This window comes from Amycolatopsis rhabdoformis (genome assembly GCF_035918295.1).
GTDB classification, from domain to species: Bacteria; Actinomycetota; Actinomycetes; order Mycobacteriales; family Pseudonocardiaceae; genus Amycolatopsis; species Amycolatopsis rhabdoformis.
In genome coordinates this window covers 2,756,847-2,781,305 of record NZ_CP142149.1, presented here as the reverse complement: position 1 = coordinate 2,781,305, position 24,459 = coordinate 2,756,847, and the positions used below count along the sequence as shown (strand labels likewise).

Annotated in this window: 3 protein-coding genes; 2 read left to right on the top strand and 1 reads right to left on the bottom strand. The window is 73.4% G+C overall.

Annotated features, from left to right (window positions below):
* Positions 1 to 876 precede the first annotated feature (876 nt).
* Both VSH64_RS12490 and VSH64_RS12485 read left to right on the top strand, forming a co-directional pair.
* Positions 877 to 1,827, top strand: coding sequence for an ATP-binding cassette domain-containing protein (locus VSH64_RS12490; protein WP_326835732.1), 951 nt, complete (start codon positions 877 to 879; stop codon positions 1,825 to 1,827).
* Between the two features lie 16 nt (positions 1,828 to 1,843).
* Positions 1,844 to 2,677: an ABC transporter permease gene (locus tag VSH64_RS12485; protein WP_326835731.1), complete on the top strand. Its 834-nt coding sequence runs from the start codon at positions 1,844 to 1,846 to the stop codon at positions 2,675 to 2,677.
* Positions 2,678 to 3,774: 1,097 nt separating this feature from the next.
* Here VSH64_RS12485 and VSH64_RS12480 read toward each other — a convergent pair.
* Positions 3,775 to 24,453, bottom strand: a complete 20,679-nt coding sequence (locus VSH64_RS12480) for a type I polyketide synthase (protein WP_326835730.1) — start codon at positions 24,451 to 24,453, stop codon at positions 3,775 to 3,777.
* Positions 24,454 to 24,459 lie beyond the last annotated feature (6 nt).

The following is a 24,459-nucleotide window of genomic DNA, read 5'->3' as shown; positions in this document are numbered from 1 at the left end:
CGCAACCGCGGACTGACTGCGGCATACCAGAGCGGTGCACCAAGCGCTTGACACGCCGGTTGACCTAGCGGCGGCCAGGGCCGTGCACGGCCAACTCGCGGCTTGCCGTTGTCCCCACCAACGAACGGCCGCGAAGGGCCGAACAGCACGATCGGCAGCACTGCGCGAGGCGCCGGAACCCGCCGCCTGATCCAGCGGCAGCCGTCCTGCGCTCGGCGAGGTCTCGGCTTGCGAACTGCGACGCTGAGCACCGGGGTCGCAACGCTGCCGAGGCCTCGCACCAAGCGCCGGACACCACCGGTAGACCTAGCGGCACCCACCGCCGCGCCCGGCCAGGTCGCGGCTCGCGTAGCCTTCCCTGCCCACCCAGGAAAGGCTACGCCGGCCTACACAACCGGGTCGCGGCGCTGTCGGGGGCACTGCACCAGGCGCCGGGAACCGGCACCGGATCCGGCGGCAGCCACCCCTCTGGGTGGCCAGTCGCGGCTTGTCCTACCTACCCACCTACAGCCGATCTGTGGCTCTGAACACCGGAGTCGCGACGCTGCCGAGGCCTCGCACCAAGCGCCGGACACCGCCGGTTGACCTAGCGGCACCCACCACCGCGCCCGGCCAGGTCGCGGCTTGCCGTTCTTCCCACCCGCCAACGAACGGTCACGCAGCCAGAACACCCCGGTCGCAGCGGTCCACCAGGCGCGGAGAACCGTCGTCTCATCGGAGTCTTTTCCTAGCGGTCCCCAGAGATTTTTGCTGGTACGGCGTGGTGGACCCGCCGTTGTCGCCGAGTGAGACTCGGGTTCGTCGAAGCACCGCCGGCGGCGGTGGGCCGCGGAGCCCGCCTCGCTGCCGGCCCGAGGCGAGCCCCGGGGGGCACGAATGAGCACCGGCGACCCGATGATCGAGGCGACCGGCATCACGAGGACGTTCGGCTCGGTCGACGCGCTGTCCTCGGTGAGCCTGAGCGTCGAGCGCGGCACCGTGCTCGGCCTGCTGGGCCACAACGGCGCGGGCAAGACGACCTTGGTCAACGTGCTCTCCACGATGTTGCCGGCCACGTCCGGCATCGCGCGGGTCGCCGGGTTCGACGTCGCCCGTGAAGGTGGTGAGGTGCGGTCGCGGATCGGGCTCACGGGGCAGTTCGCCTCGGTGGACCAGGAGCTCACGGGCCGCGCGAATCTGGTGCTGCTGGCCCGGTTGCTGGGTTCGTCGCGCGCCCAGGCCCGCGCCCGCGCCGATGAGCTGCTCGAGGCGTTCAGCCTCACCAAGGCCGCCGACCGCTCGGCGCGCACGTACTCCGGCGGCATGCGCCGGCGCCTCGATCTGGCCGCGAGCCTCGTGGGCCGGCCGCAGGTGATCTTCCTCGACGAACCCACCACGGGTCTCGACCCGACGAGCCGGCTGAACCTGTGGCAGATCGTGGAGGGCCTGGTCGGCGACGGCGCGACGGTGCTGCTCACGACCCAGTACCTCGACGAAGCCGACCGCCTCGCGGACACCATCACGGTGCTCGCCGCGGGCGCCGTCGTCGCGTCCGGCACCGCGGCCGAGCTGAAGGCCCAGGTCGGGCAGCGCACGGTGACCGTGCGCCTCGACTGGCGCCGCAGCACGGACCTCGCCTGCGCCGCCCTGCGCGGTGCGGGCCTGCACCCCGCCGTTTCCGAGCCGGGGGTGGTGGTGTCGCCCATCGCGTCGTCCCGCGAGATCGCCACGGTCTTCCGCGCCCTCGACGGCGCCGGCATCGAGGCCGACGACGTCGCCCTCGCGGAACCCACCCTCGACGACGTCTACCTCACCCTGGCCGACCAGCACGCTTCGCGCGTCGCCTGAGCTTCCTGGAGATCCGATGACGTCGACCCTCACCCGCGGCGCACCCACCGCGGCCGTGCCCCGCCCCCGTGGCAGCTCCTTCGCCACCCAGGTCGCGGTGCTCACGAGCCGCTCCCTCATGACGTCCGTGCGCGATCCGCAGATGATCCTCTTCAGCCTGCTGCAGCCCGCGGTGCTGCTGTTCATGTTCACGCAGGTGTTCGCCGTCATGGCCACCACCTCGAGCTTCCCACCCGGCATCACCTACATCGACTACCTGATGCCCGCCATCCTGCTCAACAACGCCGTGCAGCAAGCCATGCAATCCGGCGTCGGCCTCGTCGAGGACCTGAAGAACGGGTTCCTCGCGCGCCTGCGCTCCATGCCCATCCACCGCTCGGCCCCCTTGGTCGCCCGCAGCTTCGCCGACCTCGCCTACTGCGCCCTGCAACTCGTGGCCCTGCTCCTGGCCGCCGTCGCCGTCTTCGGCTACCGCCCCGGCGGCGGCTTCCTCGGCGGCGTGATCTCAGTGGCCCTGGCGCTCCTCGTGAGCTACGGCCTCAGCTGGGTCTTCCTCGCCCTCGGCGCCTGGCTCCGCCGCGCCCAGACCATGCAGAACATCAGCATCGTCGCCGTCTTCCCCCTCATGTTCGTCTCCAGCGCCTACGTCCCCCTCGCCGCCCTCCCCGACTGGCTCCGCGCCGTCGCCCAGGCCAACCCCCTGACCTACGCCGTCGACACCATCCGCTCCATCGCCCTCGGCATGCCCGGCGGCGGCTTCTCCGCCGCCGCGACCACCCTGCTCATCAGCGCCACCCTCGCCGCCCTCGGCGCCCTGGCGGCCACCCACTTCTTCCGCCGCCCCTTCTAGCTCCACGGTCGCGCGCCCTTCCCCAGCCGCTCCCGTGGCCGCGCGCGGACCCCCTTCTGCTCCTTCGCCCGCGCGCTCCCGGCCCCGGTCCAGGTGACAACCCCCTTCACCTGGGCCGGGGCCTTTTCCTGCCCACGTTTGGGCACACGCGCGAGGTGGTGCGACAGCGCTCCGGGGCCGCCGGAACGACGACGGACCGAGCGCCTGCGGACTACAGCTCGAGCTCACTCGGCCCGGACTTGAGAGAACCAAGCCCACTGGCGCGCTTGGCGAGTTAGGGGTGGAACAGTGCCTCGCCGCCGCATGCCATCACGGCTGGCGCATCGACTGAGTTCCCATGGTTGGCCCACTCCGGCCGAGCCGCGGCCGACCAGGGTAGACCGACGGACGAGTTGCCCTGTGCGCCGGCGCTCGGCGATAGCCCCCAACGCCCGGATGCTGGCCGATCAACATGGGGCGCCAGGAGTTTCCTCGCGGTCAGCCCACGCCAATGTCGGGGTAGCCAAGTACCTCACCTGGGCAACGCGCCGGCATTCCAACCCCGCTTCGCCATCGGAGAACGAACGCGCCTTGGCGCTTCAGGCGAACCAGCCACGCGACGGACAGCCTCGAACCGATCATCGTAGGCCAACAATTGAACCGCTTGCGCCATCGCCCGGGCGCTGGGCACTGGGCACTGGGCACTGGGCACTGGGCACTGGGCACTGGGCACTGGGCACTGGGCACTGGGCACTGGGCACTGGGCACTGGGCGAGCAAACCCCTCCACCCGGCAACACAACCCGACACACCACCAAACCCCTCCGCCCACCACAAAAACCGCCGCCCGGCAACACAAACGAGCCCCCACCCAAACCAGCCCGCAACCCTTCCCCCGGCCCGCCCCCCGATCCCTTAAACAGCGCGGTAGGGATTGGTTTGTCAAGGCATCTTTCCAGCCTTGACAAACCAATCCCTACCGCCGCAACACTAAAAAATCGGGGTTCCCACCTCACACTCCGACACCCGGCAATGGTGCGCCCCAGGCGCGCCGAGCCGACACCCACACAAAAAAAGGGAGCACCCCCAAAAAACGGAAGTGCTCCCTTCAGTAGACCCTTAACTCAACCCCAACTCATTATCCAACATCTCAAACACCTCATCATCCGAAGCCCCCTCAAAATCAAACTCCGACGACGCAGAACCAGAACCAGACCCAGAACCAGACCCGGCAACAACCTTCCCCCACCGACTCCTCAACACCTCAATCCTCCCAGCAACCTCCTCAACCATCCCAGGCTCCACCACCATCTCCCCCATCACCACCGCAATCCGATCCAACTCCTCCAAAATCCCGCCACCAGAACCCACCTCCGGCACCAACAACCCCTTCAAATACCCCACCACCTCCCCCGGCGTCGGATAATCGAACATCAACGTCGCCGGCAACCGCACCCCGACAACCGCACCCAGCCGATTCCGATACTCAACCGCGGTCAACGAATCAAATCCCAACCCCTGGAACTCACTCTTCCCCGAGATCTCCCCCGCATCCGCATGCCCCAGCACCTCCGCGGCCTGCCGACACACCACCTCGAGCAACAGCTCCCCCTGCTCCTCCGCCCCAAGGCCCGCCAACCGCTGCGCCAGCCCATCCCCGGCCGACGCAGCCGAGGCCACCGACCCAGCGAACGCAGCCCGCTGAACCGGCACCCGCACCAACCCCCGCAGCAACGCCGGCACCTCCCCACCACTCCGAAACACCGAGAACTCGATACGAGCCGCCACAACCGCCCCGGACGGCGCCACGTCGAACAACGCCAGCCCCTCCCCCGGCGTCAACAACGGGAACCCCGACCGATCCATGCGCGAAACCTCATCGGCACCCAACGCACCGACCATCCCGACTTCACTCCACGGCCCCCAAGCCAGCGACACGGCCGGCTTCCCCTCCGCGAGCCGCAGCGACGCCAACGCATCCAGATACGCATTCCCCGCCGCGTAGTTCCCCTGCCCGGCCCCACCGAACACCCCGGCCACCGACGAGAACAGCACGAACGCCGAAACCTCACCGACCAGCGAATGCAGATTCCACGCCGCATCCACCTTGGCCCGCAACACCTTCGCCATCCGCTCCGGCGTCAACGACGCGATCACCCCGTCATCGACAACCCCCGCCGCATGAACAACGCCGTCCACCGGATACCGCGACAACAACCCAGCCAACGCCGAAGCATCCGCAGGATCACAGGCCTCCACTACCACCGACGCCCCGAGCCCGCGAAGCTCCTCGGCCAACGCATCGGCACCAGGAGCCGCGGCGCCCCGTCGGCTCACCAGCAGCAGCGACCGCACGCCGTGGGAAACCACCAGGTGCCGCGCCACCGCACCACCCAGGCCGCCGGTACCCCCGGTCACCAGAACCCGGCCGGTCCACGAACCCCGCTCCGAAGCCGCCGGCTGCCTCTCCAACCGCGCGGCCAGCACAGCTCCGTCCCGCACGATCACCTGCGGTTCGGCGCCGGAGAGGACCTCAGCCCAAGGAACCGGCCCCTCGTCGAGATCCACCAGCCCGAAGCGACCCGGGTTCTCCGTCATCGCCGACCGCACCAACCCGTGCGCAGCCGCACCGGCAAGGTTGTCGCCGTCAACGGCACCACGGCTCACGAACACCACCCGGTTCTCCCCGGCCAGCGCTGCCTGCAACCGCTCCAGCACCGCGTTCGTCACGTCGGTCACGGACCCGTCCGGCATCACCACCAGCTCGAGCGGCGCCTCGGCAGCCACCTCGACCCCGGACTCCGCGAGCGACGACGCCAGCACCGGATCCGACACCGAAACCGACGGAGGCAACGACTCTCCCGGCGTCACCGACACCCACCCGACCCGGAACAACGCCGTGTCCTCGACCCCACTCGGCGCCACCTTCCGCGTCCGCAGGTTCGCGATCGACACCACCGGATTCCCCGTCGGGTCCGTCACCGCCACCGCCATCGCGTCGGCACCGCGCGGCGTCAACCGCACCCGCACCGAGGACGCACCGCCGGCATGCACCGTCACGCCCTCCCACAGGAACGGCAGACCACCGTCCTCTTCGGACCCGGCCAGCAGCGACGCGTGCAGCGACGCATCCAGCAACGCCGGATGCACGCCGTACCCGCGACCGTCGACCCCGTCCGGCAACGCGACCTCGGCGAAAATCTCCGACTCGGTCCGCCAAGCCGCCCGCAACCCCTGGAACACGGGCCCATACCCGAACCCGGCGTCCGCGAAGGCCTCGTAACACCCGGCCAGCTCCATCGCCGACGCCCCGGCCGGTGGCCAGCTCTCCGCCACCTCCGCGGCCGGCAACGGAGCCACCGCGAGCAGCCCACCGGCATGCTGCAGCCACTCACTCTCGCCCTCGGGTCGCGAGTGGACGGTCACCGGCCGGCTGCCGGCGGCGTCCGGCGCGCTGACTCGCAGCTGCACCTGCACCGCGCCGTCGGCCGGCAGCACCAGCGGTGCCGCGAGCGTGAGCTCCTCCACCGTCTCGCACCCGACCTCGGCGCCGGCCCGCACGGCCAGTTCGAGCAACGCCGTGCCCGGCACCAGCACCGCGTCGCCGAACGTGTGATCACCCAGCCACGGGTGCGACCGCAGCGAAAGGCGGCTCGTGAACAGCAGCTCGTCGCCCCCGGCCAGCTCCACCGCGGCGCCGAGCAGCGGGTGGTCCGGCGCCCCGAGCCCGGCCGCCCGCACATCACCCGAACCGGCCACCGGCGCCGGCCAGAACCGCTGGTGCTGGAAGGCATACGTCGGCAGATCCACCTGGTGCGCGCCGCGGAACAGCGGTGCCCAGTCCACGGCGGTGCCGTGGACGTGCAGCACGCCCAGCGCCGTCACCGCGGCCTCTTCCTCCGGTCGGTCCTTGCGCAGGACCGACACCGCCACGGCGTCCTCGGGCAGCGTGGCCGCGGCCATCGCGGTGAGCGTGCCGTCGGGCCCCAGCTCGAGGAACTTCCGCGCCCCCTGGTCGGTCAGCGCGCGCACGCCGTCGGCGAAGCGCACCGCCGAGCGCACGTGGCGCACCCAGTAGTCCGCGGAACACAGCTCGTCCGCGGTCGCCACCTCGCCGGTGAGCGTGGACACGAACGCCAGCCTCGGCGGCCGGAACGACAGCGTCTCCACCACCGCGCGGAACTCGTCGAGCATCGGGTCCATCAGCGGTGAGTGGAACGCGTGCGACACGGACAGGCGCCGGGTGCGGCGACCGCGGACGGCGAGCACCTCGGCCACCTCCGTCACGGCGTCCTCGGCACCCGCCAGCACCACCGAGTCCGGTCCGTTGATCGCCGCGACCGTGACACCGGCGGACAGCAGCGGCGTCACCTCGTTCTCCCCGGCCTGTACCGCCACCATCACGCCGCCGGACGGCAGCGCCTGCATGAGCCGGCCACGGGCCGCAACCAACGCCGCGGCGTCTGCCAGCGACAGCACCCCGGCCACGTGCGCGGCCGCGATCTCACCGATGGAGTGGCCCGCCACCAGATCCGGCGCGACACCCCACGATTCGACGAGCCGGAACAACGCCACTTCCAACGCGAACAACGCGGGCTGCGCCCAGCCGGTCTGCGCGAGATCCGCCTCGTCCGCACCCCAGATCACATCGCGCAGCGTGCCGTCGAGGTGCCGGTCCACTTCGGACACCACCTCGTCGAACGCGGCGGCGAACACCGCGAACCGGTCGTAGAGCTCACGCCCCATCCCGAGCCGTTGGGAACCCTGGCCCGGGAAGAGCACGGCCAGCTTGCCCGAGAGCACCGAACCCGTCACGGCCGTGCCCGCACCCTCGGCGAGGGCGGCCAGCTCGGCCAGCGCCGCGGCGCGATCACCGGCGGCCACCACGGCCCGGTGCTCGAACAGCGACCGGCCGGCCAGCAGCGTCCAGCCCACATCGGCCGGCGAAAGCGTGTCCCGCGAGGCGAGCGCCGAGTGCAGCCGCGCGGCCTGAGCCCGCAGCGCCGCCGGGGTCCGCCCGGACAGCACCCACGGCACCAGGCCGTCGTGCGCCACGCGGTCCTCGGCCGGTTCCGGCTCGTCGTCGAGCACCCGGACCTCGTGCGGCAGCTCCACGATCAAGTGCGCGTTGGTACCGCTGATCCCGAACGACGAGATGCCCGCGCGCCGCGGCCGGTCGGCTTCCGGCCACGCCGTCGGCTCGGTCACCAGGCTCACCGCGCCCGCCGTCCAGTCCACGTGCGACGACGGCTCGGTCACGTGCAGCGTGTGCGGCACCTGCCCGGCCCGCATGGCGAGCACCATCTTGATCACGCCCGCCACGCCGGCGGCCGACTGCGTGTGCCCGATGTTCGACTTCACCGAACCCAGCAGCAGCGGCGTTTCCCGCTCCTGCCCGTAGGTCGCCAGCAGCGCCTGAGCCTCGATCGGGTCGCCCAGCGTCGTGCCGGTGCCGTGCGCCTCGACGACGTCGACGTCCGCGGTGGACAGTCCGCCACTGGCCAGCGCCTGGCGGATCACCCGCTGTTGCGCGGGCCCGTTGGGCGCGGTCAGGCCGTTGGACGCGCCGTCCTGGTTGATCGCCGACCCGCGCAGCACGGCGAGCACGCGGTGGCCGTTGCGCACCGCGTCGGACTGGCGCTCCAGCACCAGCATCCCGACGCCCTCGGCCCAGCCGACGCCGTCGGCCGACTCGCTGAACGCCTTGCACCGACCGTCGGGCGAAAGCCCGCGCTGGCGCGAGAACTCGACGAACGCCGCCGGCGTGGACATCACCGCGACACCGCCCGCGAGCGCCAGCGAACACTCACCGCCACGCAACGCTTGCGCCGCCCAGTGCATCGCGACCAGCGAAGACGAACACGCCGTGTCGACCGTGACCGCCGGCCCTTCGAAACCGAACGTGTAGGAGACGCGGCCCGAGGCGACGCTGCCCGCGCTGCCGTGGCCCTGGTAACCCTCGTACTCCGACGAGGACAGCGTCGAGCTGTAGTCGTTGTACATCACACCGGCGAACACCCCCGTCGGCGAGCCGCGCAGCCCGGCCGGGTCGATGCCCGAGCGCTCCAGCGCCTCCCACGAGACTTCCAGCAACAGGCGCTGCTGCGAGTCCGTGGTCATCGCTTCGCGCGGGCTCATGCCGAAGAAACCGGGGTCGAACTCCGCCGCTTCGTGCAGGAAGCCGCCCGAGCGGGTGTACGACGTGCCGAGGTGGTCGGGGTCCGGGTCGTAGAGCGATTCGACGTCCCAGCCGCGGTCGGCCGGGAAGTCCGTGACCGCGTCCGCGCCGTCGCTCACGAGCTGCCACAGGTCTTCGGGCGAGGAGACCCCGCCCGGGTAGCGGCAGGCCATGCCGACGATCACGATCGGGTCGTCGGTCAGCGACGGCAGCGCCGCCGCCGGCACCGAGGTCCCGCCGGCCGCACCGGCGAGGTCGCCGAACAGCTCGGTCCACAGGTGCTCGGCCAGGGCGTAGGACGTCGGGTAGTCGAAGATCAGCGTGGCCGGCAGCCGCAGCCCCGACACTGCCGTGATCCGGTTGCGCAGCTCGACCGCGGTGAGCGAGTCGAACCCGAGGCTCTGGAACGCGCGGGCCGGCTCCACCGCGCCCGCGTCGGCGTAGGCGAGCACACCCGCCACTTCGCGGCGCACGAGGTCGAGCACCGCTTCACGCCGGTCGGCTTCGGGCAGCCCGAGCAGCTTCTGCACCAGCGTCGCCCCGGCCGCGGCGCCCGCGGCGGCGCGGCGCACGGGTGTGCGCACCAAACCCCGCAGCAGCGGCGGGATCTCCGGCACCGCGCGGAAGGCCGCGAGGTCGAGCCGCGCGGGCACCACCACGGGCCGGCCGGTGGCCAGAGCTTCGTCGAACATGGCGACGCCCTGCGCCCGGTCGAGCGGCGGCAAGCCCGAGTCCTGCATTCGCCGCAAATCGGCGCTGGTGAGCACGCCGGTCATGCCGGAGTCCTGCGCCCACGGACCCCAGGCCAGTGACACGGCCGGTCGGCCCGCCGCGCGGCGGTGCTCGGCCAGCGCGTCGAGGAAGGTGTTGCCGGCCGCGTAGTTGCCTTGACCGGCGCTGCCGAAGAGCCCGGCGACCGAGGAGAAGACCACGAACGCGTCGAGCTCGCCGGTGAGCTCGTGCAGGTTCCAGGCCGCGTCGACCTTCGGCCGCAACACGGCGTCCAACCGCTCCGGCGTAAGGGATTCCAGCACACTGTCGTCGAGGACACCGGCGGTGTGGACCACAGCCGACACCGGGTGCTCGGCGAGCACCGCGGCCAGCGCGGCGCGATCGGCGACGTCGCAGGCCACGACCTGCGCGGCCGCGCCTGCCTCGGCGAGCGAGGCCACCAACTCGGCCACGCCGGGCGCGTCCGGCCCGCTTCGGCTCAGCAGCAGCAGGTTGCGCACGCCGTGTTCGGCCACGAGGTGCTCGGCGAAGATCCGGCCCAGCCCGCCGGTGCCGCCGGTCACGAGGACCGTGCCGTCCGGGTTCCAGGTCACCGGCTCGTCCGGTCCGGTGCGGGCCAGGCGCGGCGCGAACAACGCGCCGTCGCGCACGGCCACCTGCGGTTCGCCCGAAGCGACGGCCTGGGGAACCGCGGCGCTGTCGGCCGCGGTGGCGAGGTCCACGAGCGCGAACCGGCCCGGGTGCTCCGACTGCGCCGAGCGCACCAGGCCCCACACCGCCGCGGCGGCCGGGTCGCCGCCGGTCGTGGCGCCGCTCGTCACGAACACGAGCCGGCCGCTCTCGTCGTGGTCCTCGGCGAGCCAGCCCTGCAGGCGGGCCAGCACGTCGGCCGTGAGCGCCCGTACCGCGGCGGGCACCGGCAGGTCCGGAGTGGACAGTCCGACCAACGCGACGACCGGGCCGGCGGCGGTGGCCACCACGTCCGTCGGCACGCCCGCGGCGGCGAACGCCTCGGTCAGCCCCAGCGGATCGTCGCCGAGGACCACGGCGGCGGCCGGCAACGGGCTCTCCGCACCGAGCGGCGCCCAGACCGGTTCGAACAGCGCGTCGGACCCCGAGCTCAGCCCGGTGCCGATCTCACGCAGCTTGAGGGAGCCGACGGACGCCACCGGCGCGCCGGTCACGTCGGCCAGCTCGAGCGCGATCTCGTCGTCCGCCGCACGGCTCAGCCGCACGCGGACTTCGCCGGCGCCGGCCGCGCGCAACGTGGTGTCACGCCAGGAGAACGGAACCACGCCGTGGTCGAGCCCGGCGAACGCCGCCGGGTGCAGGCACGCGTCGAGCAGCGCGGGATGCAGGCCGAACGACGCTGCCGTATCGGCGGTGTCCTCAGGCAGCGCGACCTCCGCGAACACCTCTTCACCGAGCCGCCAGGCCGCACGCACCCCTTGGAACAGCGGGCCGTAGGTGAAGCCGGCCTCGCGGAACTCGTCGTAGAACCCGGCCAGCCCGATGACCTCGGCGCCGGCCGGCGGCCACTGCGTGGCGTCGAACGACGACGCGGCGACCGGGCCTCCGGCGAGCACGCCGGTGGCGTGCTGACGCCAGTCGTCGTGGCCTTCCGGTCGCGAGTGGACGGTCACGGTGCGCCGGCCGGTGTCGTCGGCCGGGCCGGTGCGCAGCTGGACCTGCACGGCTCCGTCGGCCGGCAGCACGAGCGGCGCGGCGAGCGTGAGCTCTTCCACCAGCGCGCAGCCGACCTCGTCGCCGGCGCGCACGACCAGCTCCAGCAGCGCCGTACCTGGCACGAGCACCACACCGTGCACGGCGTGCTCGGCCAGCCACGGGTGCGACCGCACGGAAAGCCGGCTGGTGAAGAGCGCGCCTTCGCCGTCGGCGAGCTGCACGGCGGCGCCGAGCAGCGGGTGACCGGCCGACGTGAGGCCCGCCGCCCTGACATCGCCCGAAGTGCCACTAGCTGCCGCGGGCCAGAACCGCTGGTGCTGGAACGCGTACGTCGGCAGATCCACCACCTGGGCACCGGGGAACAGCGCGGCGAAGTCCACCGGCACACCCCCGACGTGCAGGCGGCCGAGCGCGGTGAGCGCGGCGACGTCCTCGGGCCGGTCCTTGCGCAGCAGCGGCACGAGCACGGCGCCTTCCGGCACGCTGTCGGCCGCCATCGCCGAGAGCGTGCCGTCCGGCCCGAGCTCGAGGAACACGCGAGCGCCCTGGTCGGCCAGCGCGCGCACGCCGTCGGCGAACCGCACGGTCTCGCGCACGTGGCGCACCCAGTACTCGGGATCGGTCAGCTCGTCGGCGGCCACGAGCTCGCCGGTGACCGTGGAGACGAACGGGATCTCCGGTGCACGGAAGGCCAGTTCGCCCACCACCGCGCGGAAGTAGTCGAGCATCGGGTCCATCAACGGCGAGTGGAACGCGTGCGACACCCGCAGCCGGCGGGTCTTGCGCCGGCGCGCGGCGAACTCGTCGGCGAGCGCCAGCACGGCGCGTTCGGCACCGGCGACGACCACGGCGTTGGGGCCGTTCACCGCGGCGATCGAGACCTTGTCTGTGAGCAGCGGCGTGACTTCGTCCTCGCTGGCCTGGATCGAGACCATCGTGCCGCCGCGCGGGAGGCCTTGCATGAGCCGGCCGCGCGCGGCCACGAGCACCGCCGCGTCGGCGAGCGACAGCACGCCGGCGACGTGGGCCGCCGCGATCTCGCCGATCGAGTGGCCCGCCACCAGGTCGGGACGCACGCCCCACGACTCGACGAGCCGGAACAGCGCGACTTCGAGCGCGAAGATCGCGGGCTGCGCCCAGCCGGTGCGGTCGAGCAGGTCGGCGTCCTCGCCCCACACGACCGCGCTCAGCGGGCTCGTCAGCTGCCGGTCGAGCTCGGTGATCGCGGCGTCGAACGCCTTCGCGAACACCGGGAACCGGTTGTAGAGCTCACGGCCCATGCCGAGCCGTTGCGAGCCCTGGCCGGTGAACAGCGCGGCGGTCCGCCCGCCGAGCACCGTGCCCTCGACCGCGCCCGGCTCGCCGGTGGCCAGCGCTTCGAGCGCGGCCACGGCCTGCTCGGGGTCCTCGGCGAGCACCACGGCGCGGTGGTCGAACGCCGACCGCGTCGAGGACAGCGACCAGCCGATGTCGGCCGCCGACTCCGTGCCGTCGAGCCGCTCGGCCAGGCGCGCGGCCTGGGCCCGCACCGCTTCCGGCGTGCGCCCGGACAGCACCCACGGCACCACCCCGGCCGCGGGCACCGGCTTCGGTGCGGCGACGGCGGGCGGCTGTTCCAGGATCACGTGCGCGTTGGTGCCGCTGATCCCGAACGACGACACCCCGGCCCGGCGCGGCCGCCCGGCCTCGGGCCACGCGCGCTGCTCGGTGAGCAGCTCCACCGCGCCTTCGGACCAGTCCACGTGCGACGAAGGCGCGTCGACGTGCAGGGTCCGCGGCAGCACGCCGTGGCTCATCGCCAGCACCATCTTGATCACGCCCGCGACACCCGCGGCCGCCTGCGTATGGCCGAGGTTCGACTTGATCGAGCCGAGCAGCAGCGGCGTTTCGCGGTCGCGGCCGTAGGTGGCCAGCAGGGCCTGCGCTTCGATCGGGTCGCCGAGCGTGGTGCCGGTGCCGTGCGCCTCCACGGCGTCGACGTCCTGAGTGGACAGTCCGCCGCTCGCGAGTGCCTGGCGGATCACGCGCTGCTGCGCCGGGCCGTTGGGCGCGGTGAGGCCGTTGGACGCGCCGTCGGAGTTGATCGCGGAGCCGCGGACCACGGCGAGCACGCGGTGGCCGTGGCGCAGCGCGTCGGACTGGCGCTCCAGCACCAGCATGCCCACGCCTTCACCCCAGCCGGTGCCGTCGGCGCCCTCGGCGAAGGACTTGCAGCGGCCGTCGGCGGCGAGGCCGCGCTGGCGGGAGAACTCGATGAACGTGCCCGGCGTGGACATCACCGTGACACCACCGGCCAGCGCGAGCGAACACTCTCCCGCCCGCAGGGCCTGCGCCGCGAGGTGCAGGCCGACCAGCGACGACGAGCACGCGGTGTCGATCGTCATCGCCGGGCCTTCGAAGCCGAACGTGTAGGACACGCGGCCCGACGCGATGCTGCCGGCGCTGCCGCTGCCCTGGTAGCCCTCGTACTCCGCGTCGGAAAGCAGGCTCGAGTAGTCGCTGTACATCACGCCGGCGAACACGCCGGTCGGTGAACCACGCAGCGCGGCCGGGTCGATGCCGGCGCGCTCCAGGGCTTCCCACGAGGTTTCCAGCAGCAGGCGCTGCTGCGAGTCCGTGGTGAGCGCCTCACGGGGACTCAGGCCGAAGAACTCCGGGTCGAACGCGGGCGCGTCGTGCAGGAACGCGCCGAAGCGGGTGGTCGTGGTGCCGGTCCGGTCGGGGTCGGCGTCGTAGAGGGAGTCGACGTCCCAGCCGCGGTCGGTCGGGAACTCCGTGATCGCGTCGGCGCCTTCGGACACCAGGCGCCACAAGTCTTCCGGTGACGCCACGCCACCGGGATAGCGGCAGCTCATGCCGACGATCACGATCGGGTCGTCGCTCACGACGGGCCCGGCCACGGCCGGCGCTTCGGTTTCGGTGCCGAACAGCTCGTCGAGCACGAAGGCGGCGAGCGCCTCCACCGTCGGGTGGTCGAAGACCGCCGTCGCGGGCAGCCGCAGGCCGGTCACGGCGGAGACGCGGTTGCGCAGCTCCACCGCGGTGAGCGAGTCGAACCCGAGCTCGGAGAACGCGCGCGTCGCCTCGACCGCGCTTGCGTCGGCGTGGGCGAGCACCACGGCGACCTGGCCGCGGACCAGGTCCACCAGCTCACGCCGGCGCGTCGCGGTGTCGAGTCCGGTGAGCCGCTGGGCCAGCGCCCCCGCGGTCGCGGCACCGCCGGCCGCGGCACGGCGGGCGCGCGCTCGGACGAGTCCGCGCAGCACGGGCGGGATCTCCCCCGCCTGTCGCAGCGCGGCCAGGTCCAGCCGCGCGGTGACCACGGCCGCGTCGGCGGCGGCGACACCGGCGTCGAAGAGCGCCAGGCCCTGCTCACGGGTGAGCGCGGGCATGCCGGAGTGAGCCATCCGATGCATTTCGGCCTCGGTCAGCGCGCCGGTCATGCCGGCGGCTTGCGCCCACGGGCCCCAGGCCAGGGACACGGCGGGCAGCCCGGCCGCGCGGCGGTGTTCGGCCAGCGCGTCGAGGAAAGCGTTGCCCGCCGCGTAGTTGCCCTGCCCGGCGCCGCCGAAAGTGCCCGACAGCGAGGAGAAGAGCACGAACGCGTCGAGGTCGCTCGTGAGCTCGTGGAGGTTCCACGCGGCGTCGACCTTGGGCCGCAGCACGGTCGCCATGCGCTCGGGCGTGAGGGCGTCGAGCACACCGTCGTCGAGCACACCGGCGGCGTGGACCACGGCGGACACCGGGTGCTCGGCGAGCACCGCGGCGAGCGCTTCCCGGTCGGCGGCGTCGCAAGCGACCACGGTCGCGTCGGCGCCGTGCGTGGCCAGTTCCGCGACCAGCTCGACCACTCCGGCAGCCGCACCGCCGCGACGGCTGAGCAGCAGGAGCTTCCGCACGCCGTGCTGCGTCACGAGGTGCTCGGCAACGATCCGGCCGAGCCCGCCCGTGCCGCCGGTGATCAGCACCGTGCCGTCGGGGTCCCAGGTGGCCGGGTCGGCGGGAGCGGCGCGTTCGAGGCGGGCGGCGGTGACCGCGCCGTCGCGGATCGCCACCTGCGGTTCGGTGGTGCCGAGCGCGGTGGCCAGCAGCGTCGTGTCGTCGGCGTCGGCGAGATCGACCAGGCCGAAGCGGCCCGGGTGCTCGACGTCGGCCGCACGCACCAAGCCCCACACCGCGCCCGCGGCCACGTCGGCGCCGGTGGTGGCGCCGCGCGTGACGAAAACCAGCCGCGAGGCGGCGAACCGCTCGTCGGCCAACCACTGCTGCAGCAGCGCGAGGACCTCGGCCGAGTCGGCGTGCGCGGCTTCGGGCACCGCGCCCGTGGCTACGGCGGGATCGACCGGGATCACGACCACCGCGGGCAGGGGGTCGACTGCGGACAGACAGCCGACGGTGGTCACCGAGGTGGTGTGGTCGAGCGCGGCCGCGAGCCCGAGCGTGTCCGGGCCGACCACGGCGACGTCGGCCGGCACCGCGGGCTCACCCGGGATCCGCGGCCACACCAGGCGGAACAGCGGGTCGCGCGAGCCGGCCGCCGGCGTGACGCCGAGGGCGGAGACGGCGCGCAGCGCCAGGCCGCCGACCGAAGCGACGGGCGCGCCGGCCGGGTCGGTGAGGTCGAGGGTGAGCGAGTCGTCGCCGGTGCGGCTCAGCCGCGCCCGCACCGTGGCGGCGCCGGACGCGCGCAGGGTCACGCCGGTCCACGAGAACGGCAGCGCGCCGGTGTCGTCGCCGAGGCCGAGGTGGCCGGCGGCGTGCAGCACGGCGTCGAGCACCGCGGGGTGCAGCCCGAACTCCGCCGCGGTCTCCTCGGCGCGCCCTTCGGCGCCGGGCAGCGTGACCTCGGCGAACACGTCGTCGCCACGGCGCCAGGCCGCATGCAGTCCCTGGAACGAAGCCCCGTAAGCGAAGCCGGCTTCGGCGTACCGCTCGTAGAACCCGGTGAGGTCGATCGGCTCGGCGCCGGCCGGGGGCCACTCGGCGGTGTGGTGGCCGCTGTTGTCCGCGGGGGCGGACCCGAGCAGGCCGGTGGCGTGCAGCGTCCAGGCGTCCAGCTCGCCTTCCGCTCGAGAGTGGACGGACAGCGGGCGGCCGGTGCCGTCGCCGGGCGCGCCGACGTGGACCTGCAGCTGCACCGCGCCGCGCTCGGGCAGCACGAGCGGCGCCGCGAGCGTCAGCTCCTCCACCTGGTCGCAGCCGACCTCGTCGCCGGCACGGAAGGCCAGCTCGAGGAACGCGGTGCCGGGCAGCAGCACCGAGCCCTGCACGGCGTGCTCGGCGAGCCACGGGTGCGAAGCGAGCGAGAGGCGTCCGGTGAAGAGCACACCGTCGTTTTCGGCCAGCTCGACCGTGCCGTTGAGCAGCGGGTGCTCGGCCGGGCGCAGGCCCACGGCGGCCGCGTCGCCGACCCCCGGCGTGGCGGCCGGCCAGAACCACTGGTGCTGGAAGGCGTAGGTGGGCAGGTCGACGGGGTGCGCGCCGGGGAACAGCGCGGTCCAGTCGACCGGGGTGCCGGCCACGTGCAGGCGCGCCAGCGCGGTCACGGCGGTGCGCACCTCGTCGCGGTCCTTGCGCAGCAACGGAACAGTGACTGTGTCGGTGCCGTCGAGGTCGTCGAGTGACTCGCGCGCCATGGCCGAGAGCACCTCGTCGGGGCCGATCTCGAAGAACGTGGTGGCGCCGAGACCGGTCAGGGCACGGATGCCGTCGGCGAAGCGCACGGCCTCGCGCACGTGCCGGACCCAGTAGTCGGGCGAGCACAGCTCTTCGGCGGTGGCGGCGGCCCCGGTCAGTGTGGAGACGACCGGGATCTTCGGCTCCGCGTAGGTGAGTTCTTCGGCGATTCCGCGGAAGGCGCGCAGGATCGGCTGGATCAGCGGCGAGTGGAACGCGTGGCTCACCGGCAGCTCGCGCGTGCGCCGGCCCTGAGCGGCGAAGTGTTCGGCCACCGCGGTGACCTCGGCTTCGACACCGGACACCACGATCGACGCCGGCCCGTTCACGGCGGCGATCGAGACGCCTTCGGTCAGCAGCGGCGTGACCTCGTCCTCGCTCGCGCGGATCGACACCATCGCGCCTCCGCGCGGCAGCGCCTGCATCAACCGGCCGCGAGCGCACACCAGCGCGGCCGCGTCTTCCAGGGTGAACACACCGGCCACGTGGGCCGCGGCGATCTCGCCGATCGAGTGGCCCGCCACGAAATCGGGCCGGACGCCCCACGACTCCGCGAGCCGGTAGCCGGCGACCTCGACCGCGAACAGGCCCGGCTGGGTCCAGCCGGTCTCGTCGACGGCCGCCGCGTCGTCACCCCAGATCACGGACTTCAGCGGCGTGCCCAGGTGCGTGTCGAGCGCGGCCACGGTTTCGTCGAAGGCGGCCGCGAACACCGGGAACCGCTCGTACAGCGCCCGGCCCATGCCGAGGCGCTGCGCGCCCTGACCCGTGAACAGCATCGCGAGCCGGCCGGTGCGCGCCACGCCCGCCACCGCGTCGGCGTGCGGTTCGCCAGCCGCGAGCGCGCCGAGCGCGGCCAGCAGCTCGTCGCGCGTCTCGCCGACCACCGCGGCGCGGTACTCCAGGCCCGCGCGGGTGGTGGCGAGGCTGAACCCGATGTCGGCGAGCGAGCGCTCCGGTTCGGCCTCCACCGCGGCGAGCAGCTTGCCGGCCTGGGCGCGCACCGCGTCGGGCGTGCGGCCAGAAACCACCCACGGCACCGGCCCGGTGACCGGCGTCGGCTCGGGCTCGGCGACCGGGCCGGCCTGCTCCAGGATCAGGTGCGCGTTGGTGCCGCTGATGCCGAACGACGACACGCCGGCTCGGCGCGGCCGGTCGGCTTCGGGCCACGCGGTCGCCCGCGCGACCAGCTCGACGTCGCCGGCCGTCCAGTCCACGTGGGACGACGTGCCGTCGACGTGCAGAGTCGAGGGCACCAGCCCGGCCCGCATCGCCTGCACCATCTTGATCACCCCGGCGACACCGGCCGCGGCCTGCGTGTGCCCGAGGTTGGACTTGATCGAGCCGAGCAGCAACGGCTGCTCGCGGTCCTGGCCGTAGGTGGCCAGCAGGGCCTGGGCTTCGATCGGGTCGCCGAGCGTCGTGCCGGTGCCGTGCGCCTCGACGACGTCGACGTCCTGAGTGGACAGCCGCCCGCTCGCCAGCGCCTGGCGGATCACGCGCTGCTGCGAGGGGCCGTTGGGTGCGGTGAGGCCGTTGGACGCGCCGTCCTGGTTCACCGCCGATCCGCGCAGCACCGCGAGGATCCGGTGCCCGTTGCGGACCGCGTCCGACTGCCGTTCGAGCACGACCACACCGACACCCTCGGCCCAGCCGACCCCGTCCGCGCCGTCGGCGAACGACTTGCAGCGGCCGTCGGCCGCCATGCCGCGCTGGCGCGAGAACTCGACGAACAGGTCCGGAGTGGACAGCACGGTCACCCCGCCGGCCAGCGCGAGCGAGCACTCACCGCTGCGCAGCGCCTGCGCGGCCCAGTGCATCGCGACCAGCGAAGACGAGCACGCCGTGTCGACGGTGACCGCCGGACCTTCGAAGCCGAACGTGTAGGACACCCGGCCGGACACGACGCTCGGCGAGCTGCCGTTGCCGCGGAAGCCTTCGAACTCGCGGCCGCCGAGCAGGCTGCCGTAGTCGTTGTACATCACGCCGGCGAACACGCCGGTCGGCGAACCGCGCAGGCCCGCCGGGTCGATGCCCGAACGCTCCAGCGCCTCCCAGGACACCTCCAGCAGCAGGCGCTGCTGCGAGTCCGTGGCGAGTGCTTCGCGCGGGCTCATGCCGAAGAACGCGGGGTCGAACTCGCCGGCATCGTGCAGGAAGCCGCCGGAGCGGGTGTAGGAGGTGCCGGTGTGGTCGGGGTCCGGGTCGTAGAGCGCGTCGAGGTCCCAGCCGCGGTTCTCGGGGAACGTCGTGATCGCGTCCGTGCCCTCGGCCACCAGGCGCCAGAGGTCCTCGGGCGAGCGCACGCCACCCGGGTAGCGGCAGCTCATCCCGACGATCACCACGGGGTCGTCGGCCACCGCCGCGCGCGTGACCGCGGCCGGGGTCACCTCGGGGGCACTCCCGGCCAGCTCGTCGTGCAGGTACCGGGCCAGCACGGCCGGGGTCGGGTAGTCGAACACCGCCGTGGCGGGCAGGCGCAGGCCGGTGGCGGTGCCGAGGCGGTTGCGCAGTTCCACCGCCGTGAGCGAGTCGAAACCGAGATCGGAGAAAGCACGGGCCGGGTCGATCGCGGCCGAACCGGCGTGGCCCAGCACGATCGCCACCTGCGTGCGCACGAGGTCGACCAGCTCGCGCAGGCGGTCCTCGGTGGACAGTCCGGCCAGGCGCGCGGCGAGCCCTTCCGCCGCGGCCGAGGTGGCCACGGCGCGGCGGGACGAAGGCCGCACGAGCGCGTGCAGCAGGTGCGGCAGCTCGCCCTGTGCGCGCAGGGCCGGCAGGTCGAGGCGGATCGGGTGCAGCACAGGGCCGTCCGCGGTCACGGCCGCGTCGAACAGTGCCGTGCCCTCGGCGGCGGTGAGTTCCGGGATGCCCGAGCTCGAGATGCGGCGCAGGTCGGTCTCCGAGAGCGTGGCGGTCATGCCCGCCGTGCTCGCCCACGGTCCCCAGGCCAGCGAAACGGCGGGGAGTCCCACGGCACGCCGGTGCTGGGCCAGGGCGTCGAGGAACGCATTGCCGGCGGCGTAGTTGCCCTGACCGGGGCCGCCGAACGTGCCCGACACCGACGAGAACAGCACGAGCGGCGCTTCGGCACCGACGAGTTCGTGCAGGTGCCAGGCGGCGTCGACCTTGGGCCGCAGCACGGTGGTCATGCGGTCGGGGGTGAGCGAGCCGAGCACCCCGTCGTCGAGGACGCCGGCGGTGTGGATCACGGCGCTCACGGGCCGCGCGAGCCCGGCCAGCAGGTCCGCCGTGGCCTCGCGGGAAGTGAGGTCGGCGGCTTCGATCACCACGTCGGCACCGAGTGCGGTGAGCTCGGCGCGGAGTTCGTCGGCGCCCTCGGCCGCGGGGCCGCGGCGGCTGACGAGCGTGAGGTGCCGGACATCGTGCCGCGTCACGAGGTGGCGCGCGAGCAGGCGGCCGAGCCCGCCGGTGCCGCCGGTGATCAGGACCGTGCCGTCCGGGTCCCAGTCGGGTGTGCCGGCGCCGGCTTCGGCGCGGACCAGGCGGCCCGCGAGCGCGATGCCGTCGCGCAGCGCGACCAGGGGTTCTTCGGAGCCGAGGGCGGCCGGGAGACCGTCGGTGGTCCCGTCGGTCAAGTCGATCAGGCCGAAGCGACCGGGGTTTTCCGACTGGGCCACACGCACCAGACCGTGCACCGCAGCGGAAGTCAGGTCGTCTCCGGTCGTCGCGCCGCGCGTGACGACCACCAGGCGCGCTTCGGCGAACCGCTCGTCGTCGAGCCACCGCTGCAGCAGCGCCAGGACCTCGCTCGTGCGTTCGTGCGTTTCGGCGATCACGTCACCGGTCGACGGCGCCACCGGCAGCACCACCACGGGCGGCACTTCGGCCAGGTCGTCGAGTCCGGCAGCCACCGGGGCTTCGGGCAGCAGCGTGCCGTCGCCCAGGACGGTCACCGCTTCAGGCGCCATCGGGGTCGAGCGCAGCGGCAGCCAGTCGAGGCGGAACAGCGCGTCGCGCAGGCTCGGCCCGGTTACGGCTTCGGTCGTGATCGGGCGCATCGTGAGCGCCGAGACGGTGGCCACCGGGGCACCGGTGCCGTCGGCCACGGCGAGCTCCACGCTCTCGCCTCGAGGCGACAACCGCACCCGCAGTGCGGCGGCACCCGAAGCGTGCAAGGTCACGTCGGCCCAGGAGAACGGCATGCCCGCGACCGCGCCGGTGAACGCCGTGGTCTGCGCGGCCGCGTCGAGCAGCGCCGGGTGCAGGCCGAACTCGCCCGGCTCGACACCGTCGGGCAGCGCGACGTCGGCGTACACGTCTTCCCCGAGCCGCCACACGGAGCGCAGACCTTGGAACACGGGGCCATAGGCGAAGCCGCCTTCGGCGAACGCGGCGTAACAGCCGTCGAGATCGACCGGTTCCGCGCCTTCCGGCGGCCACACCGAGGTGTCGAACGCGGCGGGCGCGCCGGCGCGCTCGGCCAGGAACCCCGATGCGTGCTGAGTCCAAGCGTCGTCGGTCCGGCTGTGCACGCTGATTGCACGGCGGCCGGTTTCGTCCGGCACCCCCACGCGCAGCTGCAGCCGCACCGCGCCTTCCGCGGGCACGACCAGCGGCGCGGCCAGCGTCAGCTCCTCCACGCGGTCGCAGCCGACCTCGTCGCCGGCGCGCACGGCCAGCTCAACGAATGCGGTGCCGGGGAAGATCGCGCGGCCACCGACCGCGTGGTCGGCGAGCCACGGGTGCGACCGCAGGGAAAGGCGGCTGGTGAACAGCAGGCCTTCGTCGCCGGCGAGCTCCACCGCGGCGCCGAGCAGCGGGTGGCCCGGCGCTTCCAGCCCGGCGGCGGTCACGTCGCCGGTGCCGGTGCCCGAGGTGAGCCAGAAGCGTTCGTGCTGGAACGCGTACGTCGGCAGGTCGGTGCGGCGGGCGCCGGGCAACACGGCGGCCCAGTCCACGGGCACGCCACGGGTGTGGAGGGTGGCCAGCGCGGTGAGCGCGGTGGTCTCCTCGGCGCGGTCCTTGCGCAGCAACGGAACCAGCACCGCCTCGGCGGGCACGGACTCCTGCGCGAGCGCGGACAGCACGCCGTCGGGCCCGGCCTCGAGGACCTTGCGGACGCCGAGCGCGCTCAGCGCGGCCACGGCGTCGGCGAATCGGACGGTGCCGCGCACGTGCCGCACCCAGTACTCGGGGGTGGCCAGCTCGTCGGCCGAGATCTGCGCGCCGGTGACGGTCGAGACGAACGGGATCTCGGGCGCGTGGAAGGTCAGGCCCGCGATCGCCGCGCGGAAGTCGTCGAGCATCGGGTCCATCAGCGGCGAGTGGAACGCGTGCGACACGGCGAGGCGTTTCGTCTTGCGCCCCTCGGCACTGAGGCGTTCGGCCAGCGCGAGCGCGGCGGCCTCCGGGCCGGCCACCACCACCGACGCGGGGCCGTTCACCGCGGCGAGCGCGAGCTCACCGGTCAGGTACGGGGCCACCTCGTGCTCGCTCGCCTGGATCGAGACCATCGCTCCGCCGGCGGGCAGTGCCTGCATGAGCCGGCCGCGCGCCGCGACCAGCGCGGCCGCGTCGGCCAGCGACAGGACTCCGGCGACGTGGGCCGCGGCGATCTCGCCGATCGAGTGGCCCGCCACGAAGTCGGGTTCGATGCCCCACGACTCGGCGAGCCGGAACAGCGCCACCTCCAGCGCGAACAGCGCGGGCTGCGCCCAGCCGGTCTCGTCGAGCGTGGCTTCGGCGGAACCCCAGACCACGTCGCGCAGCGAGCCTCCGAGATGCGCGTCCACTGCGGACACCGCCTCGTCGAACGCGGCGGCGAACACCGGGAAGCTCGCGTGCAGCTCCCGGCCCATGCCGAGCCGCTGCGCGCCCTGTCCCGTGAACAGCACCGCGAGCCGGCCCGCGAGCGCGGACCCTTCGACCGCGCCGGGCTCGCCGTCGGCCAGTGCGGCCACGGCGGACAGCGCCGCTTCGCGGTCGGTCGCGAGCACGGCGGCGCGGTGCGGCAGGTGCGCCCGCGCGGTCGCGAGCGTGAGCCCGACGTCGGCGAGGGACGCTTCGGCGGCCAGGTCGTCGCGCAGGCGCGCAGCCTGCGCCCGCAGTGCTTCGGGCGTGCGGCCGGACAGGACCCACGGCACCGTGGCCGGTCCGGTGTAGCTCTCCGCGGACTCGTCGGCGACCGGGGCCTGCTCGACGATCACGTGCGCGTTGGTGCCGCTGATCCCGAACGCCGAGACCCCGGCCCGCCGAGCGCGGCCGGTCTCGGGCCACGGCGTGTGGTCGGTGACCAGCTCGACGTCGCCCGCCGTCCAGTCCACCTGCGACGAGGGCGCGTCGACGTTCAGCGTCTTGGGCAGCAGGCCGTGGCGGATCGCCTGCACGACCTTGATCACGCCGGCGACCCCGGCCGCGGCGTTGGTGTGCCCGAGGTTCGACTTGACCGAGCCGAGCAGCAGTGGCCGCTCGCGCCGGCGGCCGTAGGTGGCGAGCAGCGCCTGGGCCTCGATCGGGTCGCCGAGCGCGGTGCCGGTGCCGTGCGCTTCGACGGCGTCGACGTCCGCGGTGGACAGTCGGGCGTTCTCCAGTGCGGCCTGGATCACGCGCTGCTGCGAAGGGCCGTTCGGCGCCGACAGGCCGCTCGACGCGCCGTCCTGGTTGATCGCGCTGCCGCGCACCACGGCGAGCACCGGGTGGCCCAGCCGCCGCGCGTCGGAAAGCCGCTCCAGCACCAGGATGCCGGCGCCCTCACCCCACGCCGTGCCGTCGGCCGCGTCGGCGAACGCCTTCACGCGGGAGTCGGGCGCGAGGCCGCGCTGGCGGGCGAATTCCACGAACAGGTCCGGCACCGGCAGCACGGTGACGCCGCCGGCCAGCGCGAGCGAACACTCCCCCGCACGCAGGGCCTGCGCGGCCCAGTGCAGCGCGACCAGCGAGGACGAGCACGCCGTGTCGACCGTGACCGCCGGCCCTTCGAGGCCGAGCAGGTAGGAGATGCGGCCGGACACGACGCTGGTCGCGTTGCCGGTGAGCAGGTGCCCGTCGCCGCCTTCGCCGCCGCTGATGCTGGAGGCGTAACTGGTGTTGAACGCGCCCACGTACACGCCGGTGCTGCTGCCGCGCAACGAGTTCGGCGCGACGCCGGCGCGTTCGAACGCCTCCCACGCCGATTCCAGCAGCAGCCGCTGCTGCGGGTCCATCGCCTGCGCCTCGCGCGGCGAGATCCCGAAGAACTCGGCGTCGAACTCGGCGGCGCCGGTCAGGAACCCGCCCTCGCGCACGTAGGTCTTGCCGGGCTTGTCGGGGTCGGGGTCGTACAGCCCGTCGACGTCCCAGCCGCGGTCGAGGGGGAAGCCGGTCATCGCGTCGCCGCCGTCGAGGAGCAGCTGCCACAGCTTCTCCGGCGTGTCGGCCCCGCCGCCGAAGCGGCAGGCCATGCTCACGATGGCGATGGGCTCGGTGTCCTTCGCCTCGACCGCCTGCAGGCGCTGGCGCGTCTGCTGCAGATCGGTGGTGACGCGCTTCAGGTATTCCCGAAGCTTGTCCTCGGTGCTCGTCATGGCGCG